The 26,656-nt window shown below is 58.7% G+C and carries 25 protein-coding genes and 1 pseudogene; 10 read left to right on the top strand and 16 right to left on the bottom strand.

Features of this window, described 5'->3' with window-relative positions:
- Window positions 1-20: 20 nt before the first annotated feature.
- The 3 genes from HALAL_RS17435 to HALAL_RS0106110 all read right to left on the bottom strand — a co-directional run bounded on the left by HALAL_RS17435 (window position 21) and on the right by HALAL_RS0106110 (window position 4,359).
- Entirely contained in the window at window positions 21-800 is a 780-nt protein-coding gene (locus tag HALAL_RS17435) for a class I SAM-dependent methyltransferase (RefSeq protein WP_025273159.1), read from the bottom strand.
- 106 nt (window positions 801-906) lie between these two features.
- Complete coding sequence (locus HALAL_RS0106115; protein ID WP_025273158.1) at window positions 907-2,664, bottom strand: ABC transporter ATP-binding protein; 1,758 nt, start codon at window positions 2,662-2,664, stop codon at window positions 907-909.
- A 15-nt stretch (window positions 2,665-2,679) separates the two neighbouring features.
- Window positions 2,680-4,359, bottom strand: coding sequence for an ABC transporter transmembrane domain-containing protein (locus tag HALAL_RS0106110; RefSeq protein ID WP_211240436.1), 1,680 nt, complete (start codon window positions 4,357-4,359; stop codon window positions 2,680-2,682).
- Between the two features lie 601 nt (window positions 4,360-4,960).
- On the opposite strand from HALAL_RS0106110, the gene HALAL_RS0106105 reads away from it, so the two are divergent.
- From HALAL_RS0106105 to HALAL_RS0106090, 4 genes and pseudogenes are all read left to right on the top strand, one after another.
- Entirely contained in the window at window positions 4,961-5,881 is a 921-nt protein-coding gene (locus HALAL_RS0106105) for a peptidase inhibitor family I36 protein (RefSeq protein WP_025273156.1), read from the top strand.
- 175 nt (window positions 5,882-6,056) lie between these two features.
- Window positions 6,057-6,368 (top strand): transposase, encoded by a 312-nt coding sequence (locus HALAL_RS0106100; protein ID WP_025273155.1) that lies wholly within the window; start codon window positions 6,057-6,059, stop codon window positions 6,366-6,368.
- A gap of 74 nt (window positions 6,369-6,442) precedes the next feature.
- A pseudogene (locus HALAL_RS19465) lies at window positions 6,443-6,607 on the top strand (IS3 family transposase); the annotation flags it as partial.
- 1 nt (window position 6,608) lies between these two features.
- On the top strand, window positions 6,609-7,253 hold the full coding sequence (locus tag HALAL_RS0106090; protein WP_084471881.1) for an IS3 family transposase: 645 nt from the start codon (window positions 6,609-6,611) through the stop codon (window positions 7,251-7,253).
- Here HALAL_RS0106090 and HALAL_RS19460 read toward each other — a convergent pair.
- Window positions 7,198-7,524: an Imm21 family immunity protein gene (locus HALAL_RS19460; RefSeq protein WP_425402657.1), complete on the bottom strand. Its 327-nt coding sequence runs from the start codon at window positions 7,522-7,524 to the stop codon at window positions 7,198-7,200. The two genes, HALAL_RS0106090 and HALAL_RS19460, sit on opposite strands and share 56 nt — an antisense overlap.
- 1,298 nt (window positions 7,525-8,822) lie before the next feature.
- Here HALAL_RS19460 and HALAL_RS0106080 point away from each other — a divergent pair.
- The gene (locus HALAL_RS0106080; protein ID WP_025273151.1) at window positions 8,823-9,053 is read left to right on the top strand and encodes a hypothetical protein; all 231 of its coding nucleotides are present in this window, start codon (window positions 8,823-8,825) and stop codon (window positions 9,051-9,053) included.
- Window positions 9,054-9,438: 385 nt separating this feature from the next.
- Complete coding sequence (locus HALAL_RS0106075; protein WP_156937629.1) at window positions 9,439-10,308, top strand: leucine-rich repeat domain-containing protein; 870 nt, start codon at window positions 9,439-9,441, stop codon at window positions 10,306-10,308.
- A gap of 93 nt (window positions 10,309-10,401) precedes the next feature.
- Here HALAL_RS0106075 and HALAL_RS18485 read toward each other — a convergent pair whose 3' ends face one another.
- Complete coding sequence (locus HALAL_RS18485; RefSeq protein ID WP_156937628.1) at window positions 10,402-10,569, bottom strand: hypothetical protein; 168 nt, start codon at window positions 10,567-10,569, stop codon at window positions 10,402-10,404.
- Between the two features lie 574 nt (window positions 10,570-11,143).
- Between HALAL_RS18485 and HALAL_RS0106070 the strand changes: the two genes are divergently transcribed.
- Together HALAL_RS0106070 and HALAL_RS0106065 are read left to right on the top strand one after the other, a co-directional pair.
- Window positions 11,144-12,862 (top strand): Tox-REase-5 domain-containing protein, encoded by a 1,719-nt coding sequence (locus tag HALAL_RS0106070; protein ID WP_169732411.1) that lies wholly within the window; start codon window positions 11,144-11,146, stop codon window positions 12,860-12,862.
- Window positions 12,862-13,602, top strand: a complete 741-nt coding sequence (locus HALAL_RS0106065) for an Imm52 family immunity protein (RefSeq protein WP_025273148.1) — start codon at window positions 12,862-12,864, stop codon at window positions 13,600-13,602. Before HALAL_RS0106070 ends, HALAL_RS0106065 begins: the two co-directional genes overlap by 1 nt.
- A 10-nt stretch (window positions 13,603-13,612) precedes the next feature.
- On the opposite strand, the gene HALAL_RS18480 is transcribed toward HALAL_RS0106065, so the two are convergent.
- Complete coding sequence (locus tag HALAL_RS18480; RefSeq protein ID WP_156937627.1) at window positions 13,613-13,765, bottom strand: hypothetical protein; 153 nt, start codon at window positions 13,763-13,765, stop codon at window positions 13,613-13,615.
- A gap of 154 nt (window positions 13,766-13,919) precedes the next feature.
- On the bottom strand, window positions 13,920-14,822 hold the full coding sequence (locus HALAL_RS0106060; RefSeq protein WP_025273147.1) for a LysR family transcriptional regulator: 903 nt from the start codon (window positions 14,820-14,822) through the stop codon (window positions 13,920-13,922).
- A gap of 90 nt (window positions 14,823-14,912) precedes the next feature.
- Here HALAL_RS0106060 and HALAL_RS0106055 point away from each other — a divergent pair, with 90 nt between their 5' ends.
- Together HALAL_RS0106055 and HALAL_RS0106050 are read left to right on the top strand one after the other, a co-directional pair.
- The gene (locus tag HALAL_RS0106055; RefSeq protein WP_025273146.1) at window positions 14,913-16,112 is read left to right on the top strand and encodes an MFS transporter; all 1,200 of its coding nucleotides are present in this window, start codon (window positions 14,913-14,915) and stop codon (window positions 16,110-16,112) included.
- A 314-nt stretch (window positions 16,113-16,426) separates the two neighbouring features.
- Complete coding sequence (locus HALAL_RS0106050) at window positions 16,427-17,566, top strand: amidase (protein WP_025273145.1); 1,140 nt, start codon at window positions 16,427-16,429, stop codon at window positions 17,564-17,566.
- Between the two features lie 26 nt (window positions 17,567-17,592).
- Here the strand turns inward: HALAL_RS0106050 and HALAL_RS0106045 are convergent, their stop codons facing one another.
- From HALAL_RS0106045 to HALAL_RS0106005, 9 genes are all read right to left on the bottom strand, one after another.
- Window positions 17,593-18,273: a 4'-phosphopantetheinyl transferase family protein gene (locus tag HALAL_RS0106045; RefSeq protein ID WP_025273144.1), complete on the bottom strand. Its 681-nt coding sequence runs from the start codon at window positions 18,271-18,273 to the stop codon at window positions 17,593-17,595.
- A complete protein-coding gene (locus HALAL_RS0106040; RefSeq protein WP_029767473.1) occupies window positions 18,270-19,490 on the bottom strand; it encodes a beta-ketoacyl-[acyl-carrier-protein] synthase family protein in 1,221 nt (406 codons plus the stop codon). The genes HALAL_RS0106045 and HALAL_RS0106040 overlap by 4 nt, the downstream gene beginning before the upstream one ends.
- Window positions 19,491-19,627: 137 nt before the next feature.
- Window positions 19,628-19,864 (bottom strand): acyl carrier protein, encoded by a 237-nt coding sequence (locus tag HALAL_RS0106035; protein WP_025273142.1) that lies wholly within the window; start codon window positions 19,862-19,864, stop codon window positions 19,628-19,630.
- Window positions 19,865-19,879: 15 nt separating this feature from the next.
- On the bottom strand, window positions 19,880-20,650 hold the full coding sequence (locus HALAL_RS0106030; protein WP_025273141.1) for an ABC transporter ATP-binding protein: 771 nt from the start codon (window positions 20,648-20,650) through the stop codon (window positions 19,880-19,882).
- Between the two features lie 14 nt (window positions 20,651-20,664).
- Window positions 20,665-23,067, bottom strand: a complete 2,403-nt coding sequence (locus tag HALAL_RS0106025) for an FtsX-like permease family protein (protein WP_025273140.1) — start codon at window positions 23,065-23,067, stop codon at window positions 20,665-20,667.
- On the bottom strand, window positions 23,064-23,552 hold the full coding sequence (locus HALAL_RS0106020) for a DUF6790 family protein (protein WP_025273139.1): 489 nt from the start codon (window positions 23,550-23,552) through the stop codon (window positions 23,064-23,066). The genes HALAL_RS0106025 and HALAL_RS0106020 overlap by 4 nt, the downstream gene beginning before the upstream one ends.
- A gap of 5 nt (window positions 23,553-23,557) precedes the next feature.
- Window positions 23,558-24,904 carry an MFS transporter gene (locus HALAL_RS0106015; RefSeq protein ID WP_211240435.1) on the bottom strand — a complete coding sequence of 449 codons (1,347 nt, stop codon included), beginning with the start codon at window positions 24,902-24,904 and terminating at the stop codon, window positions 23,558-23,560.
- Window positions 24,901-25,656, bottom strand: coding sequence for a thioesterase II family protein (locus tag HALAL_RS0106010; protein ID WP_025273137.1), 756 nt, complete (start codon window positions 25,654-25,656; stop codon window positions 24,901-24,903). Before HALAL_RS0106010 ends, HALAL_RS0106015 begins: the two co-directional genes overlap by 4 nt.
- A complete protein-coding gene (locus HALAL_RS0106005) occupies window positions 25,653-26,642 on the bottom strand; it encodes a hypothetical protein (RefSeq protein WP_156937625.1) in 990 nt (329 codons plus the stop codon). The genes HALAL_RS0106010 and HALAL_RS0106005 overlap by 4 nt, the downstream gene beginning before the upstream one ends.
- Between the last annotated feature and the right edge of the window lie 14 nt (window positions 26,643-26,656).

Genomic DNA, 26,656 nt, shown 5'->3' with positions numbered 1-26,656 from the left:
CGAGAAGATCAGGGCCCGGTTCAACGCGGGTTCCGGCACTCGATGATCCCCGGATGGCTCGTCACGGTAAACGTCTCATGGGTTTCAAAATGTCGCTTGAGCAACGCTTCAATCCGATCCATGACGCTGTCGAACTCATCGTCGGACAACGTGGAATGAAACGAACGACCCGATCGGTAATAATCGAACAACGGTTCGGGGGCTGACAGGACAATGCGCCCCTGCAAGTGGCGTACCGTCACCGACCAGAACCGTTCGCGAGCCTTCGATACCCCGATGTCCAGGGAGAATCTCTCCATGACGTCGTCCCGGAAGGTACGGCGGTCGTCGTCCAGAACGTCGCACTGGGCACGCAGGAACAGGTCCTCGTATTCGACGAAGTTGTCCGCCGCCATCGTGGACATAAACAGGATGCCATCTGACCTCGTCACACGCACGAGCTCATCAAGCGCGGCATCGACGTCGTCCGCGTGATACAGCATGTGCATCGCGAGCGCGACATCCGCATAGCCGTCCGGAAACGGCAGGTTCTCCACATTGGCGACCATCGTCGGCTCGTCCAAGTCGTCGACCATACCCGGAGAAAGGTCGATCCCGATGACCTCGGCATGCGGGTGTTCCTTGCGAAGTCGCCGGGTGTACCGGCCGGTTCCACTGCCAACGTCAACGATCGTTCTCGCATTAAAGTCGATCGCATTGGACACGATTCCGTCCAAGTCGTATTGAGGGTATTTGTAGTCGTACAGGGAAATACGCGCTTCGAGGTTGTCCTGTGTCCGGTAGTTGTCGAGCTCAGACATCAAGGGCTCCTTGCTTGTCAGGGGTGGCCGGGTCCGTTCTACCGATACCCTGGATCACGAGCATTTTACGGTTTCGCTAATCCCATATGCGGTTGAGGTGTCACGATCACGCCTTGCCTTGGGATACTCCCGTCCACATCTTCCACAGTTGAGAGTAGTGTCCGCCCGCGGTCAGCAGTTCCTCGTGCGATCCGTCTTCTATGATGCGCCCCTTGTCCATTACCAGGACACGATCCGCGTCGCGAGCGGAGCTCAACCGGTGAGCGACCGTAATGACGGTGCGTCCTTCGGTCGCCGCGTTGAAACGCCGTTCCACCGCCACCGCGTCACGTCCGCTCAACAACGCCGTGGCCTCGTCCAGAACCAGGATCGACGATCGCGACAACAAAATCCGGGCGAGCGCGATGCGCTGCGCGACCGTATCGTCCACGTTGTGGCCCGCTGTTCCCACTCGGGTGTCGAGCCCGTCGCTGAGACTGTCAAGCCAGGTGTCGGCTCCTGTAGTTCGCAGCGCGGCAATCAGGTCGTCATCGGAGGCCTCTGGCGCGCCCAGCATGAGATTGTCGCGCACGGTTCCGGAGAAGACATGGTGTTCTTGGTTGACCAGCAGAGCACGACGCCGGTGCTGTTGATGGGACAGACCACGCGCTTCCTCCCCGCCGATGAACACGTCGCCCGAATCGGCCGAAAGCGTTCCCGTTATCAATCTGGCAAGAGTGGTTTTACCCGAACCGGAGGCACCTACGACCGCGACACGGCTGCCCGGCGTGATGTCGAGATTGAGGAAGTCGAGTGTCGGTTTCCCCGGTTGATAGGCGAATGAGGTGTCCTTAAGTCGAACGCGTCCCGGTTCAGACTCAACGATCTCACTGTCGTCGCCTTTTTCGGTCGCTTCCGAGACTCCGACGATGCGGGAGAACGACGCGATGCCGACCAATACGCCCTGAAAGCTGATCAACAGCTTCGCGAGCGGCTCGCCCACCAACCGCAGCAAGAGCAGACTGGTCACGATCTCGCCAAGTGTGGCGTATCCACCGGAATAGGCGACCGTGCCGAGTACGATGCCCGCCGCTATCGCCACGTTCTTACCGATGTCGATCGCAGGGAAGAATATGCAACGGACCTTCAACAGATACAACGTGGTCGCCCAACGCCGTCCAATCGCCTTCTCCAACACCGACTTACGTACACCATCGAGCCCGTGGCCCTCGATAAACCCGGCACCGTGGATGTTTTCGCTCGTCGCGTCGGTAACGTCTCCCACCGCTCGACGCTGCCGCAGCGCGGCCGAATAGCTACGCCGCCATGTCCATATCGACGCCGGTATCGCCAATATCACGCCGATCAAGAGCGCCAACGACATGAACGGACTGATTATCAACAACGCCGCTGCGATGACGACGATGGTCAACGATTCCACGACCGAGACGGGGATCGCGAACATGACCGATCGCCCCAGCATCGTCACGTCGATGGTCGCGCGGGAGGTAATGTCACCGACCGCCGTGTTGTCCAATCGACGCGGCGGCATGTCCACCAGATCGTCCACAAACCGCACGCGCAGTGCGTGCATGGCCTCCTGCCCCCACGTCCACACCGAACGACGAGCAAAGAAGATAACCACGGCCTGACCGATGACGAACGCCGCCGCCACCGCGATCCAACTCGCGATCTCGGCGACCGAGGAATCGCCGTAGGTGTCCACCAGCTTTCCCAAAACCCAGTTCGGTACCACGGCAAACGCCGCCGCTGCGATATAGAGGACGACAATGACCGTCATTTGTCCTCGAGTCGACGTCAGCAGCTTCTTGGCCGCCGACCAGGAAGTGGAGTTCGACGCGATGGGAAGTAGATCGTCAGTCACATTGATCTCCTGGAGTCAGACGCCCACGCGAGCGATCGCGTCGGCGAATTCGGGGTAGGCGGAGGCGAGTTCATCAACCGAACCCGCAACGGCAGCACCAGAATCCGAGAGGAAGACCACCCGGTCGGCTGCGTCGAGCCACATTGGGGAGGTAGAGACAACCACCGTGGTGGCGCGCTCGCGGTACCTGGTGACGGCTTCGACGACCGCCTGTTCGGTGTAGGCGTCGAGCGCCGATGTCGGTTCGACGGCGAGCAGGAATTCCGGATTGTGCACCAGGCTGCGTGCCAGGCGCAAACGTGCTCGCTGCCCTCCAGACACATTGCTGCCGTTCTTGCGGAGTATTCCGTCGAGGCCGCCGAGTGAGTCGACCGCGTCGTGGGCCGTCGCGGCGGCAAGTGCGGAGTTCAGAACTTCGTCGTCGTGACGGCCGTGAGGGTCGAGGTTGGCGCGCAGGGTATCGGTGAAGAGAATATGGTCGGATCGCAGCTGAACGACGTTCTCTCTGAGTTCCCGGGCCGCGATGTCGGTGATGGGGACGTCGTCGATTCGAGCGTCGCCGTCGGACTGTCCGGTGAGGCGATTGGCAGCTTCGTCCATGCGTCGCGGATTGCTTGCGACTATGACGGTGAGTGCGCCGGGGGTGAGGGAGAGCCCGGTGTCGGCGTCGCTCCATTGCCCAGGCCGGAACGGGCTGTTGACACCGCTGAGGGTGTATTCCGGTGTTGTTTCCAGAAACGCGCCGAGGTGCTTGGCGGAGGCGAGCGCTTGGGGGATGTTTCGAAACAGGGCCGCGATGTTTTCCATTGGCATGATGAGGAAGCTCGACAGACCGAAGATCGCGACAACGTCACCTTCGCTGATGTCTCCGGTGACCGCCTTTGAGATGGCGAGTGCGAGGACGCCGATGCCAAGGAATGCGGGCATGGCGACGGTGAGCATTTCCAACAAGGCGTCGGGAACGGCGATGCGATATCCTTCGTTCCGCAGATCTCGCGAGCGACGCCCGAAACGTTCCCGAATCCGGTCCTCGCCGCCGATCGCACGTAGTGGTCGAATCCCTGTCACGATGTCCACGGTGTCGTCGGCAACGTAACCGAGCCTCTTACGGTATCCGCTTATTCGGTTTTCCAGGGGTTTGGATAGGCGGCTGAGGACGATGATGTGAACGACGACGGCGATAATGACGACCGTTCCGACTAGCACGTCATAGCTGAGAAGCAGTACCGCCACCACTGGCGTGATCAGAGCCGAGCCGAAACTTTGCACGTCTCCGCCGAAACTGAATTGAAGTTGTTCGGCATCGGAATTGGCGGCGGATACGATTTCGCCGTCTCGACCGTCACGGTTGATCGCTCCGCCCACGTGCGCGACGTGGGCGTTGACCAAGCGGGTGGCGCGAATCGAGGCGATCATGCCGCAGTGGTTCCCCGCCACCTCACGTGCGACGGTCAATATCGCCACCAACAGGGTGAGGCCGATCAGGCCGAGTACCCACCACAGCAGTCCTTCTCCGTCGACGATGACCGTGTCTATGGCAACCCCGAAGACGACCGGCAGTAGAGCGATGGTGGACAACCAGACGACGCGAACGATGAAGGTGGTGAACAACGCCGCCTTCTGGTGTCGCGCCAACCAGAGAAGAATCCCCCAGCCGGAGGTATGGGTAGGTTGTTCGGCGGGAAGGGGTTTCATGTAGGGGTTCTGCGGCATCCGCACGTTTCGCTCCAGCCCGATCACTAACACGACGACCGTATTCCAAGGGATAACGGTTGTCGGGAATCCATTGCAGACTATTACGATAAGCGGGTCACAGGAGTTAAGCAAACCTTTTTAACAGTCGCGGTATTGCTTGACTGGTACATCGCCCTATTAAGCCACTCACGATAATTCAGAGACTTTTGGTAAGCCTGGCTCGAGCGACGAAAAGCATTGTCAGATCCCCGATAAAAACAGATTGACCTGCGCGCTGTTCTTACACTCGCAGACATTTCTTATTGTCGATTATTCCCATTGGTAACCGTTCTCCTCCATGATGAGAGGGGATCGCCTCCTATCGGCAAAGACCGCACTGGAGGAATCCGTCGATCCCGTGCCGCCCAGTGCGGAGCGGGAGCTTCCGTCGAGCGACGGGTGCCCATGTCCACCACGACCACTTGCCCCGCCACTGACGACGAGAACGACGGGAACGACGGGAACGACGGGAACGACGGGAACGACACCAACATGCCAAGTTCACCGTTCGGCCAGAACCACATCGGTGTTTTACTTCGCAGTATTGCCAGGAGGAGTACTTATGAACTGGATGAGATCGAAGCAACGGCGCCTACTCGCGCTGATGTCGGCGGTATTGATGGGTGTTGCGGTGGGGTTTGCCGCAGTCTCACCCGCACAAGCCGCCACAGCACGCAACGGCGTCTGTGAGCCGGGCGAATTCTGCCTGTACTACAACAGCAACACTCAGGGGTCGGTGAGCGATCACGCGGGCTCTATCAGCAACTACGGTGCCTCGCAACCCTCCTGCTACGAATACAAAGGTCCGGGTTCTGGGAAGGGGCAGTGCGTCAAGAATAACGCCGCCTCAGCCTGGAACCGGACCGGTAAGTACGTCACCGTCTTCTACAACAGTTCCTATAAAGGGCCGATCGACAACTTCAGTCCGGGAGCGTCAGCAAACCTCCGCTCCTACCTGAAAAACGACAACGCCGGACACCGCATTGGAGTGAGCGGCAACGCTGGCAAAAACCTGGAATATGGGCTGTACCATTCCTCCAATGCGAGGGTCACCGCCTACTTCGACGGTTACGTCAACACGTCAGGTCGCCATGAAGGTGTTGACATCACCCGGTATACCGGCGCTTCGGTCTACTCACTGACTTCCGGGACGGTCACCAACAAGACGGAGGGTTACCGGGGCTCTGGGGGTCTCTCGACTCTCGCGATCTACAACTCAAACCTCAATAAGACCATCGTTTACCTGCACCTCAATCCGCTGAACGGCATTAGCCAGGGAGATCATATTTCTAGAGGTCAGAAGATCGGTGTTGAGGATTGGCGAGGCGTTAGCTCATCCAGCGCCGCTCATACGCACTTCGAAATGCGTCCGGGATGGAAGACCCACGCAGCCCCAAGCGTTGGCGATCCGAACCTGACCAACCCGATCCCAACGAACTTCTGGATGAACCGAGGCTACAACATCTGCTGCCGTTACAGCTGAATCTGACAACCCACACGATAAGTAGTCCGCATTGTTCCATCGCGAGCGATGTGGACTACTTTGCTCTAGTCGACACGCACCATTCGGTCCGACGAGATCAACCGATAGTGAACAACATTGAAGGACTAGCGATGTAGTGGACACTCTCCTAACTGGAGAGAGGATATAGATAAAGATGGCGAAGAAGGGTCCCTACAGCGAGGCATACCGGGAAAAGGCCGTCGCGTTGTCGTATTTGCCCGGGCGGTCCTTGGTTAGTGTCGCCCGTGACCTGGGTATCAGTACGGCTTCCCTGATGAACTGGCGTCGGCAGGCACAGCAGAATGGCACCGTGCCTACCAACGATAAGACGCCCGACCTCCCCCCGGAAGTCGTTACTGAACTGCGAGAACTCCGTAAAAAGGTCCGTGATCTGGAACAGGACAACGAAATTCTGGGAAAAGCGATGGGCTGGTTCGCGAACCGAAATCGCGGCGATTCGCACTAATCGCCCACATTGACGACGAGAACCAGTCACGACCTCGCCGTTCACGACTGTCCATCCGGCGTTCCTGCGAGCTCATGCAGGTCAGCCACCAGGGTTATTATGCGTGGCGGCGACGAGGAACCTCCCAGCGCGCCCAGGACGACGCTGAACTCGGCGCTCGTGTGAAAAAGCTTCACGAGGCCGTTAAACGCCGCTACGGCATTCGACGGCTCACCGCCGGGCTGGCCCGCGAGGGGCGATATCACTCCGAACGGCGCATTCGACGGCTGGCCCGCCAACAGGGCCTCGCCTGCATCACAACCGACCACCACCACTCGAGGCAGGGAGACCGAAGGCCTGGTCGACTTCATTGGCCGCGATTTCGTCCCCGATCAACCCGGAGAGGTCTTGTATACCGACATCACCTATGTTGCAACACAACAGGACGGCTGGGCGTACGTCGTTCTGTTCACGGATGCCTGTTCTCGGCGTATCGTTTCGTGGGAGATCGGCCCTACCATGGACACCACGTTCGTCCTGCACGCGTTGGAAACAGCACTCGTGGATCTCGCACCAGATCCCGGTCGGCTCGTTGTGCACTCCGATCGCGGTAGCCAATACACATCGAAGGCCTTCCGGGACAGGTGCTTTGAGGCCGGTGTTATTCCTTCGGTCGGGCGCACAGGATCGTGCTACGACAAAGCTCAGGCGGAGAGCACGAATGCAACGATCAAGAAAGAGCTTATCAACCTGCGGAAATGGAAGAACCTGGACGAAGTTCGTCTCGCTATGTTCGAATTTATCGAAGCTGATTACAACCGGGGCAGAATTCAGAAAGCCTTGGGGTTCCTCACACCTGAGGAGTTCGAGGCACAACACCGGGTAAACTTGACCCAAGCCGCATAATACACATGCGAGAGTGTCTACTTTTTCGAACGTCCTCCAGTTCTGGGGAGTAGTACGCGGTCATGCGTTCGGCACCGAAAACCACTGCCTCGCTTTGTTGTGCAGAGGAGCCGTATTGAACCAGCCCTAGGTAGTCATCAACAGTACAAGCACGTCCGTAGTCATCCCAGTCCGATATATTGTGCGGTGGGTCTACATCAATTGGTACGCTGCCCCAGAGGGACGCATACTTGGAATCAAGAAGAATGATAGGACCACCATCGGTGATCATCATATTGGAATCATCCTCAAAAGAAAACATGCAGCAACTCTAATCAAAGCCTCTGACATTCAGGTCGCCACCTGCACATTACCCCGCAGGGCAATCTATATCCCCACTGCAGTATCCGGACTGACCATACCAACTAGTAGATCATGGTCATCTCTAGAACGATTCATGTGCTGCGTTAGCGCATACCAGTCAGGATAGGCCAAGACTAAAACAGTCCGAGGCGCATCGAGGAATTGTTCAAATTCGCGGTGCAGTCTTCGGTTATCCAAGACGTTCCGGTTCTTTAGACTGACGTCGCTCTCCAAGCCGCATTGAACAGATAAACGACAGCATAACGACCAGCCCTGAACAGGTAGCGAAGACGAGCACTGGGATTACCGTACCCCAACCGGGCTCCCTAACGAACTCGGCAGCTACACCAAAGAATCCTAGAACCAGACCGGCATAGAACGCCGATCGCCATCGCATTCCTCTGCTGTCCCACATAAACAAGACTCCGACTACGAATGCACCTAGGTACACGGCACCAATCAGCAAGATCGACATGGTAGTGGAAATATCGTTGAGATATTGGCCTACAACCCACTCGCCAAGCCGCCACGTGAGTATCGCAGTGAGATTAAGTACTGTCAATTTATATATATCATTCCACTTCACTGACGCCCCCACATCCTCGGAACTCGATATCTAGACCCGCGCCCAGCTCGGATGAGTTCCAATTAGCAGCACACGATCGCAAGCCTCCCCTTTCATTCAGGTGGGATATTCTCGCATCCATCAACAACACTCATCATCGCAGTCCACATAACAATGACAAAGATAGGGTTCTTCAAATTACTGAGACATCGAATGCAGGCCGAATCGGCACGACACTGTTCTCGTATAGCTCCATTGTCCTCACTTGAATTCGCTGTGCAGCATGGGGAACAACCTTTCGACCAGGCGATCTGTCAGTGGCTTGCCGACCACGCTGGCGAAGCCCAGCCTTCAGACCTCGATTCCGACTGCCCAGACGGGAACAACGATCGCCCGCAAGGATTGGCAGTGGATGGAAAACGCAGGAGGGATCACCCCGACGCGACCAGCCCCACCGCCACCGGCTACGGCAGACGCGAGTTCCGATCGAGCAAGGTCGCCGCCGTCGATAAAAAGCTCGATTCCTTACACCACCACGGCGCCACAGTCGCCGACGGCTACACCGCCGCCGCAATCAAGAAAACAGGAAAGAGCAGAGGATCGTATATGCCGTCTCCAACCTCCCGCTACGGGAGGCTACGGCGAAAAACGTCAACCACTACATGCGCGGACAATGGTCCATAGAGAATCGCTCGCACCATATCCGCGACCACGTCCTGGGCGAGGACGTGTCCACCGTCTCCATCGGTAGCTCTCCGCGCGTCATAGCCGGCATCCGCAACCTCGCCATCGGAGCACTGCGCCTCAGCGGCGCAGCCAACATTGCTGCCACAATACGCTACAATGCCAAAAACCCACTCCAAGCCCTACCGACCTTCGGAATCACCACGTAACCACAACTCGCACACACCCAGCAGGCGACAACTGCCGCATGTCCATGCCGGGAGAATCATTCATATCAAGGACTAACGAATGAGGAACGATCAAGTTCCGCCTCAATAGGATTGGGTCTGTCAATCTATGTTGAGTTACCATTGATATCATTATTCTCCGTACGTGTAATTTCTGGAATTAATAGTATATTGAATATTCTTTTAGTTAATTACAGTGAGTGGCAATAATATAGGATATTGAATTCCATAATCTCAGAAGATAATGATGGTAGTTCTAAATAGATTGCATATATGTAAACCGAGGTTTCGTATTGAATTGAAGTAACTGCATTGACGGAATGAAATTATCCTGTATTGGTAATACATATTTGATTTAGGGAATGGAATGAGTGTATTTAACCGAGAAATGGACCGACTCAAGCGTGAACTCAGAAGTACGCGAGAGATTTATCTGTCCAATTTTGATATTGGAGAGTGTATCCCATGGCGATTGCTTGCTGAATCTGGTGTTACTCATCTTAATCTCATGGGATATGAAATGGATAGCATTTCGGACGACATCAGATTGCTGAAGTATACATTGGTAAATCTTGAAATCGGTGGAGCTTTTTTGTCAGATCTTCCAGATGGGTTTTATGAACTTGAGAATCTTAGGGAGTTTATGCTGGAGAGCAATTCTGAGTTTCTCACTATTTCGAGTCAGATTGTCCGACTTACTAATTTGCTGAAACTGGATATTTCGCTAACACGGCAATATGATTTGTATTGGATTAATCTCCTCAACGGGTTGAAGTATCTTGCTTGCTTCGAAGTGTCTTATGTTAGTAGTGATGACTTTGCTTTCCCGTTTGACTTTAGATTCCCATCATCCCTTGTAGAATTGGATGCAAATGGTTGTGACTTGTCAAAAATGGGAGATAATTGGCTCACTGAAATGACAGAATTGGAAACACTAGATATAGGCAAGTCAGAATTGCAGTGCATACCAGGAGATTTGGCTAAATTGAAGAAACTTCGTAAATTGAATATAGCGAATAATCCTTCGATACGAGAACTGCCATATTCTTTGTTGGAATTGAAGAATCTTGAGGAGTTGGATATTTCGGATAACAACTTTTACAGTTGGCCAAGCGATTTCAGTTCTCTGACAAATCTTAAGTATGTCAAGGCTATTGACGTTGATCCTGAGTTGCAGGACGCATTGGCTGGCTTGCCAAGTGTTAAATATTGTGAAACGACAAGGCCAGTGTTTTAACAGGACTGTCCTAGTCTTATATTGTGTGGCGAACTGGGGGTAGTTCCTTTTGCGGAAACACGTGAGGTTGTACGGACGTTACTGTTTGACCTGTCATACGGCGAGAACATAGTGTTTGTCTTTAGATATGCCCTGGTAAAGGCGTTGTTGTTCTGCCGCAACTTGATGTTTCCAGAAGGTGCTGAATTCGTTGTAGAGGCACGTGGCGCGGAGCAACAACATGGCATGTACTCCGGGGAGACTCCATCGTGCTCCTGTCACATTCAAACGGTCTTTCACGGGGTAGCGGCAAGCCCTCTCAATCACTCCGGTGGCGATGGACCACCCGTTATTCATCGCAAGTGAGCTTGAATGGTGCGGCATCTCGATATCGACTCATCGTGCTATCGGACTTTCTTTTTTCAGATGCTTCACATTCGCACGCGGCTCTCTGGAGACCGGAATGCATTGTGAAGCTCTCAGCTCCGATCCTTGAATGGGATACCACGCTCATCAGATATATATAACCTTGCGCCCCACTAGATAATGATATTGCTACATTCGAAACTGGATGCTACTCTGAGTTCCCCCCAAGTCATCTAACTCAATATTCTTTCACTGCAGCACTTTTGCTGTCTTTAGAATGATGCAGAATGGATTGACACACATGCATACATCGGCACATCATTATCCCCAAATTCAAGAAGGTAGTAATCAATCTAGTGCGGCTAGAGTCGCTCGCAGAGTCCTAGCCGTCACTTTGGCGCTGCTATGCGCCCTCGTTCTATCACCGGTCGTTCCGGCGTCCGCTCAGGATCTCACCGACGGTGGGCCCGGAAAGTGGCACGACGAGACGTTGGGAGGCAAGAAGCCTGGTGGCGCCAAACCCAATACCCAGGCGTGGTACTACGAACAGCAGATTAAAGGCGATAGACCAGGGAAAGCCTACTGGGTGCCTTACCCAGAGACTCGAGAAAAGCCGGGATTTGACTTGCGCAAGTGGGTTCCAAGCCGGCTTCCCGACGGTAGTTTCGACGGCGTCGCCTTTGACGGATGGGACCGGCAGAAGAAAGAGCTTCTCGATGCCAAGGGAGCTCGTTACGCATACCTACTTGACGAAAAGAACGCTAAATGGTCCAAAGCCGCAGATCAGCTAAAAGACGAAGCTAAACGACAACAATCAGCTGCTAAAGGAACTGGGGCCTCAATTCGATGGCATTTTGCCGAGACGGCAGCGGAACAACGTATGAAGAGATCGCTTAAAGCGTTCGGTGTAAAAACCAGCTTCACCGAACCTAAACACCCGTCGCTGTTCAGTGCACCTGGAAGTCCCTCCGACAAGTCGGGGAAAAGTCGCCAAACCGGAGCTGCTCCACGTGCCAAGTCGGGCGGAATCGACTTTTCCACTCTACAACTGCAATATCTATCGGAATCCAATACCGATGAAGGCTCCGGTGTATCGTATTCATTTAAAAACTCCATCGGTCCGAACGGTAGTGACTTGGAGAGCGCACGCCTGGCGTCAGACGCTTTTTTCGTCTGGCTGGAACTGGATCCCTCACGGTTCTGGGTAAACCTTCATCCGGATCAACCCGATAGAATCATAGACCCCGAGCTAGCGCGCACCGATGTTGGTAAAATCTTGCTTGAGGCGGATGTTGAACTGAAACGATCGATGATCGCAGCCATGGACCCCGAAACCGATACCGGATACGAATTCTGGGAAAGGATTTTCACCGGCCCGGACGATGACACCTGTTTCTGGGTTCGCAACTGGATCAGTCCTGAACCGGCGAGTGTACGGGTCTCCGGAGATGAACTCCACATCCTGGACGCACCGTTGAAGGTTGAGACGGCGACGCAAGACGATATCGATGACGTCTGTCCAGGACAGACTAAAGAACGCCAAGAGTACAACGAAGCGGCGATCAATGAGCTGATCCTGCCGGAGGTTGAGGAGATGGTCAACAATGATCCTGAGTACGCTGACCTCCGTCGCGTCTATCTAAGTCGAGTCGCCGCTGAATGGTATAAAGACCTTAGCGCCGAGCAAGACACGCACTTCGGAGAGTTGATCGGTGAAGAAATCATTGGCCCGTGGGAATCACGTGAACCTTGGGACCCGATGGATTCGTTCAACGAGATGCTTGAGCTGCTCGATTCCGCTGAAGGTTCAATCGTCATCGACGGTGTGACATACCATTTCACCCATGGCGGAGTCGATTTTTCGCAATCTCCCTCGACTCGTATGTCCGAACAACGGTTCAATGACGACCATCCGAATTTGCCGGAAACGGTACAGAATTCACTGAATGAACCTACGGTTGACGCGGACGACGACGATTGGATTTGGTTGGGCGGTCATTCAATCGTGGCAGACGCCCCGGAGGCGGAGGATCCCTCCAAGGACACAGGTCAAGGCGATACGAAGCTGCCGGTTACCGGACTAATGACCTGGCAGGTGACGGCTATCGGGCTCGCCGCCTTCACCGCCGGGTTCGTCGTACTGTTTTTCCTCCGTCGACGCAAGTCGGGGCCAACTGAGATATCCGGTAGAGCTGGAGGCAAAGCCTAATGGAAACGGACAACCCGACATCCAGTGCCGACTGGACCGATGGTATCGACCTGTCTACGGACAATTGGTTGCTACAAGCGCAATGGAAAGCTCGTGCGTGTGACGACCTGAATCGTTGTACATTTCGCCTAGCAGAATGTATGAATGCACTGGCTACATTGTCCCCCAGTCTAACAGAATGGTATTGGAATGATCAGCATGTTCCGATTTCGGAATCCATTCTGAAGGAGTGGCTCAGCCGGAACTGGGACTCCGAGGGTCCTCATGGTCAGCTGGGCACCACCCTCTCGCTCTGGAACGGCGTCAAGGACGATCAGGGAATTGCGAGTTTTTCCGTGACCTGCGGTTCAACAACTGATACCTTTCAGCCAGGTTTCGATTTCAAGCCTCCGGTTCCGGCGGCGTGGCCTGGTTTGTATCGGGTGGACGCGATGTTGCAGGTATTTGAGATTCTGCTGTCAGCATGGGAACCGGCATGGAGTCGGATACAACCCCTTAGCCTTGACGACGCCAGTGAAGGCGAGATGATCAACGCACTGGCATCATGGATCATATACCTAGAGCCAGACGTATATTCACAGACCGGAACCTTGCCCGAAGAAGTGCAGGTCGTAGACAGCACCAACGGTAGAGGTTCGTTCTTTATCCTGGCACCCACTCCTGAACAGATCCATTTGAGCACGGTAGAACGTCTTCGTGAATGCCTGGTGTTTCCCGAAGATTGGGCTCTCCTCCGATAGATATTATCGCCTAACGCGGTTCAATCTGCTCGGGATCCCAACGGTCCATCGGGACGTCGAAGTTCGGGTGGCGTTGCGGGCCGCCACGGTAGTGCTTGAGCAACAAACACTTAGCTGTGAAGTTCTCTCCCCCATTCCGGGCGGCACCGCTTGCCACCGACATCCAGGACACTCCGAGGCGTACATTTCAACATTCCACGCCAACCCTTTAGGCTTTGTCGCGATCTCCGTCAGCTGTATAGGGATCGCCGGTAACGAACGCGAATCCCGCCAGATCAGGACAAGTGGCGCAACGGTTCTAGCCGAAAGGCTGCGCCTCAGGCCGGCTGCGCGACCACGGCTTCGTGTGCGGTGTCGACGAAGGCCCGCACCAAGGCGTTAGTCCGGTCGCGATGCCAAACCAGGGAATATCGGGAGTCCGGAAGTCCGTCGACGGGAATGAACGAGATGTCGTCTCGCCGGGTCTGATGGGAAAAATTCCGGCAGAAGACCATCACTCCCCGGTTGGTGGCGATCTGCGAGAGCACTTCCTGTTGTGTACGAGCTACCGGGCCGCGCGGTATCGACCGCCCTCCGGGAGTCTCCTGCGGGGATGAGCGTGCCCGCCATTCTCGGGGAGCGGGTCCGTCGATGTCGATCATGCGGCACTCGGCCATTTCCTCGGCCGATATCCGGGCTCGGGTGGCGAAAGGGTGCGCCGAAGCGACTCCCAGCACCACGGGCACGGTGGCGAGCACAGGGCCGGCGGAAAGTTCGGGGCTGTGCAACGGCAGGCAAGCGAAGGCAAGGTCTATGTCTCCGCGATGCAGCGGACCGAAGGGGTCGGACAACGTCAACTCGTGCATCTTCAGGTCGCAGCCGGGGTAACGCTCCGCGAAGAGTGGCACCGTGTGCAACAGGCCGGTGTCAGCAGCACCCACAAACCCGAGGTGGAGATGTCCGTCCAGTCCTCGCGCACGGGATCGCGCCGCCTCAAACGCCGCGTTCAGCCGCTCATAGGCGGGGCCCGCTTCGGCGCGGAAGCGTTCGCCCAAGTCGGTCAGCGCGACCCGGCGGCTGGTACGTTCGAAGAGCCTGCCACCGATGCGGCCCTCCAGGTTCCGCAGTAGTTGGCTAACCCGCCCCTGAGACAGATAAAGACTCTTCGCCGTCTGTCCGAAATGGAGTTCTTTGCTCAGGGTGAGGAACACCTCCATCTCGTCGCGCTCCACGCCGCTCATGCCAGGTCCTTTCCGATCGATTAGTCTCACTGATGGAACGATTGATACTTCGCCGTTGTTCCCCGTCGGCAACGTGGCGAGACTGGTGCCATGACAAGCACAACCGTCTCCACTCCGCCCGAGACCCGACGCCACCCGGCCCTGGCCTGGATCGCCGTGGTCGCCGTGGCATGCGGAACCTTCTCCATCGTCACCACCGAAATGCTGCCGGTTGGCCTGCTGACGCTCATCGGTCCCGACATCGGCGTCTCCACCGGAGCCAGCGGCCAGCTGATGACCACCGCTTCGGTGGCCGCCGTGATCTCGGCGTTGACAATCATGATCGTGGCCGGACGCGTGGACCGGCGAATCCTTCTGGTGGGCATGATGACCGTCCTTCTGACGGCGAACGTCGTGACGGCTATCGTCGACTCCTACGCACTACTATTGGCCGCCAGGATATTGGTGGGCTTCGCCATCGGCGGTTTCTGGGCCATCGGGGCCAGCCTGGCCGTCCGGCTCGTCCCTGAGGAGTCCGTGGCCCGGGCGAGCGCGATCATCATCAGCGGCATCTCGATCGCCTCGGTAGTGGGTGTCCCCGCCGGAACGTTTATCGGGGACCATTCCGGCTGGCGCGCCGCTTTCGTTTCCATGGCGGGTCTGTCCCTGTTGGTCTTGATCGCTCTGGCGTTCTTTCTCCCGAAATTGCCTTCGTCGGGGAGTCTACGGGTCTCCGATCTGACCGACCTGCTACGTCGGAGTCCGGTCCGTGCCGGACTGCTGAGCCTGTTGCTCATTGTGGTCGGTCATTTCGCCGCCTACACGTATGTCACGCCTGTTTTGAGCGCCTCGGCCGGTCTTGAGGGTCCGACCGTGGCCGTCCTGCTGTTGGTTTACGGCGTCGCGGGAATCGCCGGTACTTTCATCGCCGGCGCCTTGGCCGGTCGGTATTTGCAGGCCGTGGTTGTGGGCAGTGCGGTGTTCTTGGTGGCGGCGATGGCCGCCGTTCCGACCGTGGCTGACGGCTCCTTCACCGCTGCGGTCGTGCTGGTGGTGTGGGGTCTGGGCTACGGCGCGGTTCCGGTCGGTCTCCAGGTCTGGACACTGCGGTCGGCTCCGGAGGCCCCTGAGGGTGTTTCGGTGCTTTTCGTGGCCTGTTTTCAGGTGGCGATCGGCACCGGTGCCGTCCTCGGTGGACTGGCGGTGGACCGGATCGGGGTCACCGCTCCGATGTGGCTGGGGGCCTTGGCTGCCGCCGTTGCGGTGGCCCTGGTATTGGGGACGGCTCGGAGTGTTGTGACGAGAGATTGATCCGAGTCGTCCGGCTCGTGGGTCGAGCATTGAGTTCGGGGAGGGCGAACGGCTCTCCCCGAATCGCGAGCGCAACGCGTTCGTTCCACCCGTTACGCTGCTGACCGGTTTTATCGCGCACTCGGCTCAGTGGATTCGCCGGGAATGTCGTGGGATCGCCCGAATGACGGACCGCTCTGTCCGGTTATTGCCACGGCCGCTGCGATTCGGGTTGTGGGACAGGGCCTCCAGAGTAGGTCTTGCAGGTGCGGGCTGGTATTCGGTATCCTGCGGTGCGGTGTGAGGTCCGCCCGTCGGGTCGCTATTGTGTGGGGATGACAGATCCCTTTATTCGCACGATTCACAGCACCGAATCCGACTCCCACGCGACGGGCCCGCTGGCCGGTCTACGGCTGGCGGTCAAGGATTTGTATGACATAGCGGGAATTCCGACGGGGGCCGGTAATCCGCGCTGGCTGGAAACCCACGACATACCGACCTCCGATGCCACGGCGGTCGCGCGTCTCAAGGACGCCGGCGCCACCGTCGTCGGCAAGACCATCACCGATGAGCTTGCCTGGAGTTTGAACGGCACCAACTTCCATTACGGCACCCCAACCAATCCGGCCGCGCCGGGGCGAGTGCCCGGAGGTTCGTCCTCGGGGTCGGCTTCGGCGGTTGCGCTGGAAGCCGCCGACATCGCTCTCGGCACTGACACCGGCGGTTCGGTGCGTGTCCCCGCTTCGTACTGCGGCCTATACGGGTTGCGTCCCACTCATGGCCGCATCCCCATGGACGGCGTGGTTCCTTTGGCACCCTCACTCGATACGGCGGGCCTCTTCGCTCGCGACGCTTCTACCCTCCGCACGGCTATGGACGTCCTCTATCAGTCGGCCAATCCAACGTCGCCCATCACGACGCTCATCGCTCCTGCGGACATCTGGGACTCCGTCGATCCCGCTGTGCGCGAAGCGCTTTATCCTGCCATCGAGGGGTTTGGGCTCGAGATCGACCGCACGCCCCTGCTGGACGACATCGCCGAACTTGAGACGGCTCGACAGACCTACGCGACGATCCTGGCGTGGGAGGCGTGGCAGCAGCACGGCACCTGGATCGAGCAGGCTCGGCCTGAGTTCGGCCCCGGTGTAGGTGCTCGGTTTGCCAACGCCGCCAAGCTCACCCAGGACGACGTCACACCCGCCGAGCAACACCGCGAACGCATCACCACGCTGATAAGAGAACATTTGACCGATGGAGCGGTATTGGCGATTCCGGCCGCCCCCGGGCCCGCCCCGAAGCCGGACGCTCCGTTCGATCGCGAGGCGCTGGTGCGAATGACCTGTCTGTCCGGCCTTTCCGGCGCTCCCGCCATATCCCTACCGCTGGGCCGGGTCGACGGTCTACCGGTCAATCTGCAGGTCATTGCCGCCCACGACACCGACGAATCGCTCCTGAAACTGGCGGAGCAGTCGTAATTACCCGGCCAAGGGGAAAGGCGACGTCAGTCGAGGTGCCGGGGCACTCGACGCAGGTCCCGGCACGTCACGCTGGACCACGCATCGGTCTCGGGGCGTACACGGCGAATGCGCAATTGCGACGCGAGCTCGTCGACGTCACTCCCTGTGGCGCACAGGCTTAGGCGGAAGTCCTCCGCGTCCGCCGAATAAGTGAGCACGTCCCGTGCCGCGAGCGTGTCCACCTCATGCGGCGGGGTCGACAAGCCGCGACCGCTCCGTTTCACTATGGCCTCCTTGCGAGTCCACAGTGCACTCAAATCGTCTGCCGTAACCAAACGATCCCGCAGACCCCACTCACTCGAGGCCACCATCGATTTGAAGAGGTCCGCGTCAAAAGGCACGCGCGACTGCACATCCACCCCCACCGATACCGATGCCAATGCGCAGACGCAGATCCAGGAATCGTGGGACAGGTTGAAATGCCATCCGGACTCCGCAAATCGAGGCTTCCCCAACCGGTCACGAACAATCGGCGGCAGCGGACCCTCGCCATACTCCGCCCAGAGGCCTTGCAGTAGAGAGAAGGACACCACACTGGCGAACCGGTCGAGACGCCGATAATGCCGATCCGCCTTGCGCTGCCGATAGGCCGGTACGCTCGCGCGGAGACGCTCATACGTCGATTCGTCCAGACCGTCGGTACGGGCGACAGCGAGCGCGATCATTCGCCCGGGCGGTCGATGACCAGACAGGCGTTGTGACCGCCGAAGCCGAGTGACAAGGAAACGGACCGGGTCAGGGGCGCGGAGCGGGATTCGCCGCGCACGACGTCGATGTGCATGTCGTCGTCGATGTCGGTGGTGCCTGCCGTGGGAGGGGCTTCTCCGCGTTGTAGTGCCATGACTCCGGCGATCGCCTCAACGGCTCCGGCGGCCCCGAGTAGGTGCCCGGTCATGGATTTGGTGGAGGACACGAGGGCCTTGTCGCCGAATACGCGGGCGATGGCGGCGGCTTCGACTGCGTCGTTCTTGGCCGTTCCGGTGCCGTGGGCGTTGACGTATACGGTCTCGTCGCGCTCGCCGGCGTCCGATAGGGCGTCGGTGATGGCCCGGTCGATGGCTTCGCCTTCGTCGTCGGGGGCGGTGATGTGGGAGGCGTCGCTGGTGAGTCCGTAGCCGGAGACTTCCGCGAGGATGGTGGCGCCTCGGGCGCGGGCGTGGGTTTCGCTTTCCAGCACAACGGCACCGCCGCCTTCACCCATGACGAATCCTTTTCGTTCTTTGTCGAAGGGGATGCTCGCGCGGTCGGGGTCGTCTGATGTGGAGAGGGCCCTGAGGCTTTGGAAGCCCGCCATGATGAGTTTCTGGGTGGCGGCGTCGGCTCCGCCGCAGATCATGGCGTCGACGTAGCCGTGGCGGATGGCGCGCATGCCTTCTCCGATGCTGACCGTTCCTGCCGCGCATGCGGTGGAGTGGGAGGTCGACGGTCCGCGTGCACCCAGGTCGATGGCGACGAGTCCGGCGGACATGTTGGGGGCGAATTTTGGGATCAGCATGGGGGTGACACGGCGGGGGCCTTTGTTTTGCATGGTGAGGTGGGTGTCGATGAAGGTGTCGACGCCTCCGAGTCCGGTGCTCAGGTTGACTCCGATCCGGAAGGGATCGATGGCGTCGAGGATGCCGGATTCCTTGGCCGCTTCGCGGGCTGAGATGAGGGCGAAGAGGCTGTGTCGGTCGAGTCGGCGTGCTTCGCGGGGTGGGAAGTGGGTGTTGATGTCGAGGTCTGTGACCGGGGCGTAAACGTTGACGGCCATGTCGGTCGTGTCGAAGTGGTCGCAGGGCACGATTCCGTGGCGGCCCGCGAAGAGGTTTTTCTCGAATTCGGGGATGGTGTTGCCGATTGGGCTGACGGCTCCCATTCCGGTGATGACGGCCTTTTCCATGATTCTCCGTAAATTTGCAACTGTGTATTTTCTGGTCAAACGTGTTGTCCGCGCAAGGGGGGCGTCGGTCGGCGGTGGCGGATAAGCGGGCCCGCCACCGCCGACCGACCATTCAACTGGACGTCGAATGAGTTTGTTTAGGCTTTCTGCCGTTCCGCCGCGTCTTGGACGCAGTCGAAGAGGTCCTGGACGCTGGCGATCTCGTCGGTGACGTCGACGCCCTGTGGCCCGATCACGTCTTCGATCTTCATCATGAACTCGAACAGCGCGATCGAGTCGGCGCCGATTTCGGCGAGGTCATCGGTCATGTCGAGTTCGTCGGCTTTTTTATCGGTGAATTCTTCCAGGGCTTCCCGGAAATCCGTTTCGTTCATCGTTTACTCCTTGTATTAAAATCCCTTTTTGCTCAGCCACGCGAACATGTCGTCTTCACGTTGTGCGGCCTTGTCGTCGCTCCACTTGCCCATTTCGTAGCTGTCGACCAGCAGGCCGTCACGGAGATAGACGACCCGGTCGGCCCGGGCGGCACACACGGGATCGTGGGTGACCATGACGACGGTGGTGCCGTCGGTGTTGACGTCGGTGAGTGCGTCCATGACCTCGCTGGACATGCTGCTGTTCAACGCTCCGGTGGGTTCGTCGGCGAACAGGATGCCCGGTTGGCCCGCCAAGGCACGGCAGATGGAGGCGCGCTGAAGCTGTCCACCGGACACTTGCGTGATGCCGTGCCACTTGACGTGATCGATGCCGAACCGCTCCAGAAGCGTGTCGACGCGGGCCGTCGCGGCGGACTTGTCCTTCGGCGCGGCTTTGAAGGCCGGGAGAAGGATGTTGTCCTGGACGTTGAGGTTGCTCAGGAAATAGGGCTGTTGGAATACGAAACCCATCCTGGTCAGCCGGACCCGGCTGAGCTCGGTATCCTTCAGACTGGTGATCTCTTGGCCTTCGAGAAGCACGTCACCGCCGGTCGGGCGGTCCATCCCGCTGATGTTGTACAGCAGGGTGGACTTCCCCGACCCGGACGCTCCCATCACCACGAGGAACTCGCCCGTGTCGACGGTCAGGTTGATTCCATTGAGGACCTGAGTGGCGGGTTCGGTGGAATAGTACGTCTTGGTGAGACTCGTGCACTCCAGCATGGCCTGGTCTTCATTTGTCATTGGTACTCTCCTAGTCATCCTCTGAGCCACGAGCTCTTATCGGCACCGCGTAGGCGAGCGGTGAGGAATACGGCGCCGAGGTATCCGGCGGCGGTCAGAATCAACGGGTAGGCCACATAGACGAGCCAGGGATTCGGTAGGAACGACAGGTCCGCGATCCCCAGTCCCGCCAGTGCGATAAAGGAGCCGACGAAGGACTCTCCGACCGTGGCGGTGAAGGCCACTCCCAGGACGGTTCCCACGGCGACGGTGAGCAGGGTCTTCCCTCTCACTTGGGCGATGATCTCGCCGGTCGAGAAGCCGATGGCCGAGAGCATTCCCATCTTGGTGCGGTCCCTCGTCAGCCGCAGTTTGAGGAACAGGCACGTAATGAGTACGGCGACGCCGAGCCCGAAGGCGAACGAGAGGACGGCGGCACTGCGGAAGGCCCCGGTGACATATGACAGGGTCTGTTCCACATACTCGCGCATGGGGATCACCGATGCGGTCGGATAGTCCGTGCCGTATTCGTCGGCGACGGCGGCGGCGTCGGTGTCGCCCGCGAGGTTCGCGTAGATCACGTACCCGGTCGCGTCGCCGGTCACCTCGCCCTGCATCTTGGCGGTGTATCCGCCGGAGGTGACGTCCTGATAGACGCCGCTGACGGCGACGGTCTCGGTCTCCTCGCCGTGGCGAATGTCCAGATCGTCGCCCGGAGACAGGTCGTACTTCTCGGAGTTCAACACGGAGACGGCGATTTCACCGGCTTCGGGGAGTCCCCCGTCGACGAACTCGATGCCGCTAGAGGAGTAATCCCCCACTTCCACGCGGAAGGTCTCCCAGCCTTCTTCCCCTTCGGTCTCGTACAGCACGTTGGCGAACGAGCGGACCTCGGCCAGCCGGTCGTCGGAGCGCATGTCGGCGTACATGTCCTCCCGGACCGTGTCGACGTCCTCCGAGAACTGCAGGTCCGCCCGCAGGTCGCTTTCCGACGCTCCCATGTAGGTGACGAACTTGGGGCTCTCGAAGGTGTTGAGGAGGTTCAGCGGGAGCGCCATGAGCACATAGGCGAGAGCGAACACCGTCGGAACCAACAGCCACTGCCCGGCTTCGGCTCGCAGATCGAGCAAGGTCAGGCGGCGGTTGACATTGCTTCCCCGGTACGAGGCGAGACTGCTCTTGCGGCTGCGGCGTGCCTGCCGTTTGGCGCGGCGCGCGGTCTGCCGATCGTCGAGAGTGCTGCCGTGGACCAGAGCGTTGACGACCTGAATCTTGCGAACCTTGCGGAAGACCCGACGGCAGATTCCCACCACGAACAGGTACACCAGCGCCAAGGCCACGACCGGTACCACGAACGTCGTCCAGCCCACTGGAGCGTCGGCGTAGTTGACCTGAATGGTCTGTGTCAACAGATCCGTCGCCACGATCGCCAGCAAACCGCCGACCACGCAGGCCAGCAAGGTCATCGCCCGGTACTTCGACAGGTACAGACCCGAGATGGATTTGTCGGGCAGGCCGATGGCCTTCATGGCCCCGATCTCCCGGACCTGATCCTCCATGGTTCCGCGAATCACGAAGCGCGAGTTCAGTAGAGCGATCGCGATGAGCAGGAAGCTGACGAACACCAGCGCCACCGCGACCAAGCCGTCGCTGAAGGCGTTGATCATGCGGATCATCTGATAGGTGACGGCCTGACCGTTCTTCGGCAGACTGTCGTCTCCCTCGTAGGCGGCCTGAAACTCCGAGATCTGCGAGACGTCGTCGAGCCGGTACTCGACGATGATTTCGGGAGTACCTCCCCCCGCTTCGCTCAAGGTGTGGAAGTCGTCGTCGGAGACGACGAACCGGGTCGCCGCCGACAGGGACGAGGCCATCTGTGAGTCGCGGACGAAACCTTCGACCGTCAGTTCCTCGATTCCCGAGTCCGTCCGTATCCGCAGCACGTCGCCGGTCTGGAGGTCAAAGGTTTCCTGATAGGTTACCGGGACATAGACCTCGCCTTCCGACGGGCGGGGAATATCGCCCGACTCGTCGAGCAGGAAGTCGAAATCCCAGTTCTGCGTGACGAAGAGATTGTCAATCAGGCTTTCCGACATGTCCCCCGACTCGTCGGTGGACGGGCGCTCCCACGCGATGGCCGCACTGTCGATGCCGATCATGTCCTCGATCAGCCACGAGTCGATCTCCGGGTGCTCGTCGGCGAAACGCTCCAAGGCCGCGGGGTCGTAGTCGCCCTTGTGCATCTGCAGGTAATGCGGTGGTTCGGCCTCATCGAACAGCTGGTTGACCGATCCGATCAAGCGTTCCATCACCATCGATCCGGTGGCCATGAGGAAGGCGCTGAGGATCAGGATCACCATGAGCGACAGGTTGACGCCCTTGTTTTTAATGAGGTCGTTAAATATGTAGCGAAAGTATAGAGAATCCCTATTTCTCACTGGAAGCTCCAAACTCCTGGAATCTGCAAGGACATCCACGTCAGAACGAGGTGGTAAACGACGTCCAGGACGATGGCACTCACCTCAACCCAGTCGATCCGTCCCTCTTCCCTCCGCTTTCTCATGATCTCTTGAGTATGGGTCCACAGTCCACTCAGACCGTAAATATAGAGTGTCACCAGCACTCCTACCCAGAAGTTCCCTTCGAACCAAATGGCCAGCACACCCATGACACCCAGACCGAACTGAGCGAAGCCGTACTTGATTTGGAACGGGCTGGTCGCCCAGCCCAACTGCGCCGCCGACTTCTTCGGGTAGAGCACGTTCATGATGAACCCGATGACGGCGACCAAACCGTGGGTCACCACGAACTGGTGCAGGAGCATGACCTCCATGACCTCAGAGAAGTCGGCCGAAAAGCCCCCTATGGCCAGCTGTCCGGTGGCCGTCAGCACTCCCATGCCGATAATAGCCAGAATCCACATTTGCTCTACCCCTTTGTTTCCGCTGCCTGCCGCAGCAGATTGTTCTCAATTTTCTGTATACTTTTCACGCGCGGTATCACGAATCCGATTCCGATCAACAGGATGCCGATGACGATGAACATCAGGCCGATTCCACGCGACTGACCGACTCCGACGAGAAGACCCACACTGTCGGCCAAGGCGCCGTCGGGCACCAGCAGCGGATTGAACACGTAGTCCGCCATGAGTCCGGAGACGGCGTAGGCGGCGATATAGCCCAGTTGCGAGATCAGGCCCATCAGGCCCCACACTTTGCCTTGCGTCTCGTTGGGAATCGACCCTCGAGCCAGCACCTCGATACTGGTGTTCAACGGCGGCAACGCCATGAAGAAGATAAACGCGAATACCCCGATGAGAAGAACGTTGACCGTCGCCCCCATGAGGATGACGGTGACTCCACTGCCGGCCAGGCCGATCGCGATGTACTTCAGATGCCGGTCTCCCATGTTGAAGATCCCGATCGCCAGGCTCGCCACGACCATCCCCACGGCCGCGACCGAACGGATGACACCGAGAACCTCCTCATTCGACAGGTCCATCAGCATGGGAGTCAAGAGAGTCTGGAGGAAACCCATACAGAAGGTCACGAAGGTGACCAGCAGCATGAGCATGGTGATCCCGCGATGGATCGCCAGGAATCGCACCCCGAACCGGAAGTCCTCCCAGAATCCCTGTTGCGAGACGGTCGGTTCGGTTTTGACCGTCCGCCAGACCAACACCATGCACAGCACCGTCACCGCCATCGTCGCCACATCAATAGTCAGGACGAGTGTGATGTCGTAGCGGCTCATGAGGATTCCCGCCAGCGCGGGCGAGACCAGGTACTGCGACGCCGTAGCGAACTGCACCAGGCCGCCGGCCCGCGCATATTGGTCGGGAGTCAGGAGGTCGGTGATCGTGGCTCGGTAGGCGGGGTCCATTACGGAGGTGAAGACCGAACTGAACGCCACGCACAGGCAGATGATGACCACATTGCCCGTTCCGTTGTGCAGCAGCACCAGCAGAGCGACGAGACCGACGGCCGAGAGCGTGTCGCCCAGAATCATCAACAGGCGCCGGTCGAAGCGGTCGGCCAGCACGCCCCCGAAGGGGGCCAGCAGCACCCCCGGTAGGAAGGCGGCCATGGTGACCGCCGCTACCGAGGTGCTGTGGCCCGTCTCCTGGTAGACGTGCACCGCCAAACCGAAGGCCGTCAGACCATTGCCGATCCGGGCCACCAGCTGTGCCACCCAGATGAACATGAAGGCGCGGAAGTTGCGCCGCGTCTCCATGTCCGTCTTCGTCCCTTCGGGAGGGTTCTGCGTTGAAGTCACCGGTTCCACGCCGCGACGTTCTCCAGCTCGTTGAGGATCGGAATCACCGTCTCGACGGAGTGCATCACGAACATGTGGCCCTCATCGTCGAGCACATGGGGCCGAATCGGGTCCACGATGTATTCCTGCCACTCGGCGAGCGCCGTGGGAGGAGTCTGCGTGTCCCGACCGCCCAGAATCAGCTCGGTGCGGACGTCCAGCTTGACCGGTTCGAGCCGCTGAGCGTCTTCCAGCACGCGATAGTCGGCGCGGAAGGCCGGTTCGAACAGCTCGATGAGCGTGCGGTCCTCGGCCACCTCGGGTGGTATGGCGCCGAAGGCCAACAGGCGTCGCAGTAGCTCCCGTTCCGGCAGGGCCGCGTATCCCGCGATGTCGAGCCATTTGGGCGCTCGCGCCGCCGAGATCACCAGATCGGTGGGCCTGCGATGTTCGAACGACGGATGTCCCGTCATCGCCAGCATCACATGGTAGGCCAGAATGCCGCCCATGCTGTGCCCGAAGAACACCGCGCCCGGTTTCAACACGTCGCGCAGTTCGGTGAGGTAGCGGTCGACCAGCATGCTCAGGCGCTGGCAGGGAGGTTCGGTGGACGGGCCGTGCCCGGGCGGGTTGACCGTCCACACGTCCCAGTCGCCGCCCATTTCCTTGATCAGGCGGTTGTAGGACGCTCCGAATCCTCCCAGGAACGGGAACATGACGATCTGGCGACCGGTGGTCGAAGGATTCAGGTTCCACAGGGTCGTCGCGTTCACTCCGACTCCCCTTGACCGGTGGTGGCGAGTTGTGAGGAATCGGCGTCGTCGGCGGCCGTCTCCCGGCTCTTGTCGCCGACGCCGGGCACGACCGCGCCCATGCGAATGGTGTAGGCGTTCTCGAGGTAGTCGGGGAAGACGTAGGGAGCGTCCAGCTCTTCTCCTCCGGCCTGGCGCTTGAGGAAGGCGTACAGCACGATGGCCAGAACGGTGAACACGGCCAGCTGCACGAACTGAGTCTTCACCGCGAAGTAGTACAGGTTCATGGCGCTACCGGACGCCGAGGCCCAGAAGGGGAGAAGGAAGAACAGGATGTTCCCCTTCATCTTGCTGAGCAGGTAGCTCATGGCTGTGCAGAGCACGCACAGCTGTGCGGCGTACAGTGGCCAAGCGATGGCCAGATCGAATGAGGCGAACACATTGCCCGGAGCGACGAATATCGCCAGACTCGTTCCGGTAAATATTCCGGAGAGGACGTGCTTTCCGGTGATGCGGTGCATGAAGGGCAAGACGAAGCCGAACCATCCGATCGCGATGGCCACCATGCCGACCTCGGCGTAGAAGAGCTCCAGGAAGGTCAGGATCATTTCCACCGGGCTTTCCGGCTCCGGCGGTACGTCGATGCCCACGAGCATGCAGAGGTAGCGAATGGCGAAGATGTAGCCGAACATGAGTGCGAGAAGCGCGGGAATCCAGGGAAGATCCTTCTTGCGCGGAATCAACGTCCGGAAGAAGTTCCCGATTCCGCGGAAACGATCGTAGCGGTAGAAAACGATCAAGGCCGCGATCGCCGGGCTGTGCAGAATCAGGATCACGATGGGATTGATCCGTTTCAACTCACCAAAAGTCGCGACGGCGAAGTCATAGGCGGACAGGTAGAACAGTGTCAGCGCCCAGACCGATCCGATGGTCAGCGCGAAGAATAGAACAAGCAACCGGGTGTAAGGCCGGGCGGGACGCTTCGTGACAGAAGTCGTTTTAGGCAAGGATGTCATGATTC

The organism is Haloglycomyces albus DSM 45210 (genome assembly GCF_000527155.1).
In the GTDB taxonomy this organism is placed as follows: domain Bacteria; phylum Actinomycetota; class Actinomycetes; order Mycobacteriales; family Micromonosporaceae; genus Haloglycomyces; species Haloglycomyces albus.
This window is presented reverse-complemented; position numbering and strand designations above follow the sequence as displayed.

Excerpts from the sequence above, each read along its gene's own strand:
- HALAL_RS17435 (WP_025273159.1), bottom strand. The coding sequence starts at position 800 with ATGTCTGAGCTCGACAACTACCGGACACAGGACAACCTCGAAGCGCGT.
- HALAL_RS0106110 (WP_211240436.1), bottom strand. The coding sequence starts at position 4,359 with ATGAAACCCCTTCCCGCCGAACAACCTACCCATACCTCCGGCTGGGGG.
- HALAL_RS0106105 (WP_025273156.1), top strand. The coding sequence starts at position 4,961 with ATGAACTGGATGAGATCGAAGCAACGGCGCCTACTCGCGCTGATGTCG.
- HALAL_RS0106100 (WP_025273155.1), top strand. The coding sequence starts at position 6,057 with ATGGCGAAGAAGGGTCCCTACAGCGAGGCATACCGGGAAAAGGCCGTC.
- HALAL_RS19460 (WP_425402657.1), bottom strand. The coding sequence starts at position 7,524 with ATGATCACCGATGGTGGTCCTATCATTCTTCTTGATTCCAAGTATGCG.
- HALAL_RS0106080 (WP_025273151.1), top strand. The coding sequence starts at position 8,823 with ATGCGCGGACAATGGTCCATAGAGAATCGCTCGCACCATATCCGCGAC.
- HALAL_RS0106075 (WP_156937629.1), top strand. The coding sequence starts at position 9,439 with ATGAGTGTATTTAACCGAGAAATGGACCGACTCAAGCGTGAACTCAGA.
- HALAL_RS0106065 (WP_025273148.1), top strand. The coding sequence starts at position 12,862 with ATGGAAACGGACAACCCGACATCCAGTGCCGACTGGACCGATGGTATC.
- HALAL_RS18480 (WP_156937627.1), bottom strand. The coding sequence starts at position 13,765 with ATGTCGGTGGCAAGCGGTGCCGCCCGGAATGGGGGAGAGAACTTCACA.
- HALAL_RS0106060 (WP_025273147.1), bottom strand. The coding sequence starts at position 14,822 with ATGAGCGGCGTGGAGCGCGACGAGATGGAGGTGTTCCTCACCCTGAGC.
- HALAL_RS0106055 (WP_025273146.1), top strand. The coding sequence starts at position 14,913 with ATGACAAGCACAACCGTCTCCACTCCGCCCGAGACCCGACGCCACCCG.
- HALAL_RS0106050 (WP_025273145.1), top strand. The coding sequence starts at position 16,427 with ATGACAGATCCCTTTATTCGCACGATTCACAGCACCGAATCCGACTCC.
- HALAL_RS0106045 (WP_025273144.1), bottom strand. The coding sequence starts at position 18,273 with ATGATCGCGCTCGCTGTCGCCCGTACCGACGGTCTGGACGAATCGACG.
- HALAL_RS0106040 (WP_029767473.1), bottom strand. The coding sequence starts at position 19,490 with ATGGAAAAGGCCGTCATCACCGGAATGGGAGCCGTCAGCCCAATCGGC.
- HALAL_RS0106035 (WP_025273142.1), bottom strand. The coding sequence starts at position 19,864 with ATGAACGAAACGGATTTCCGGGAAGCCCTGGAAGAATTCACCGATAAA.
- HALAL_RS0106030 (WP_025273141.1), bottom strand. The coding sequence starts at position 20,650 with ATGACAAATGAAGACCAGGCCATGCTGGAGTGCACGAGTCTCACCAAG.
- HALAL_RS0106020 (WP_025273139.1), bottom strand. The coding sequence starts at position 23,552 with ATGTGGATTCTGGCTATTATCGGCATGGGAGTGCTGACGGCCACCGGA.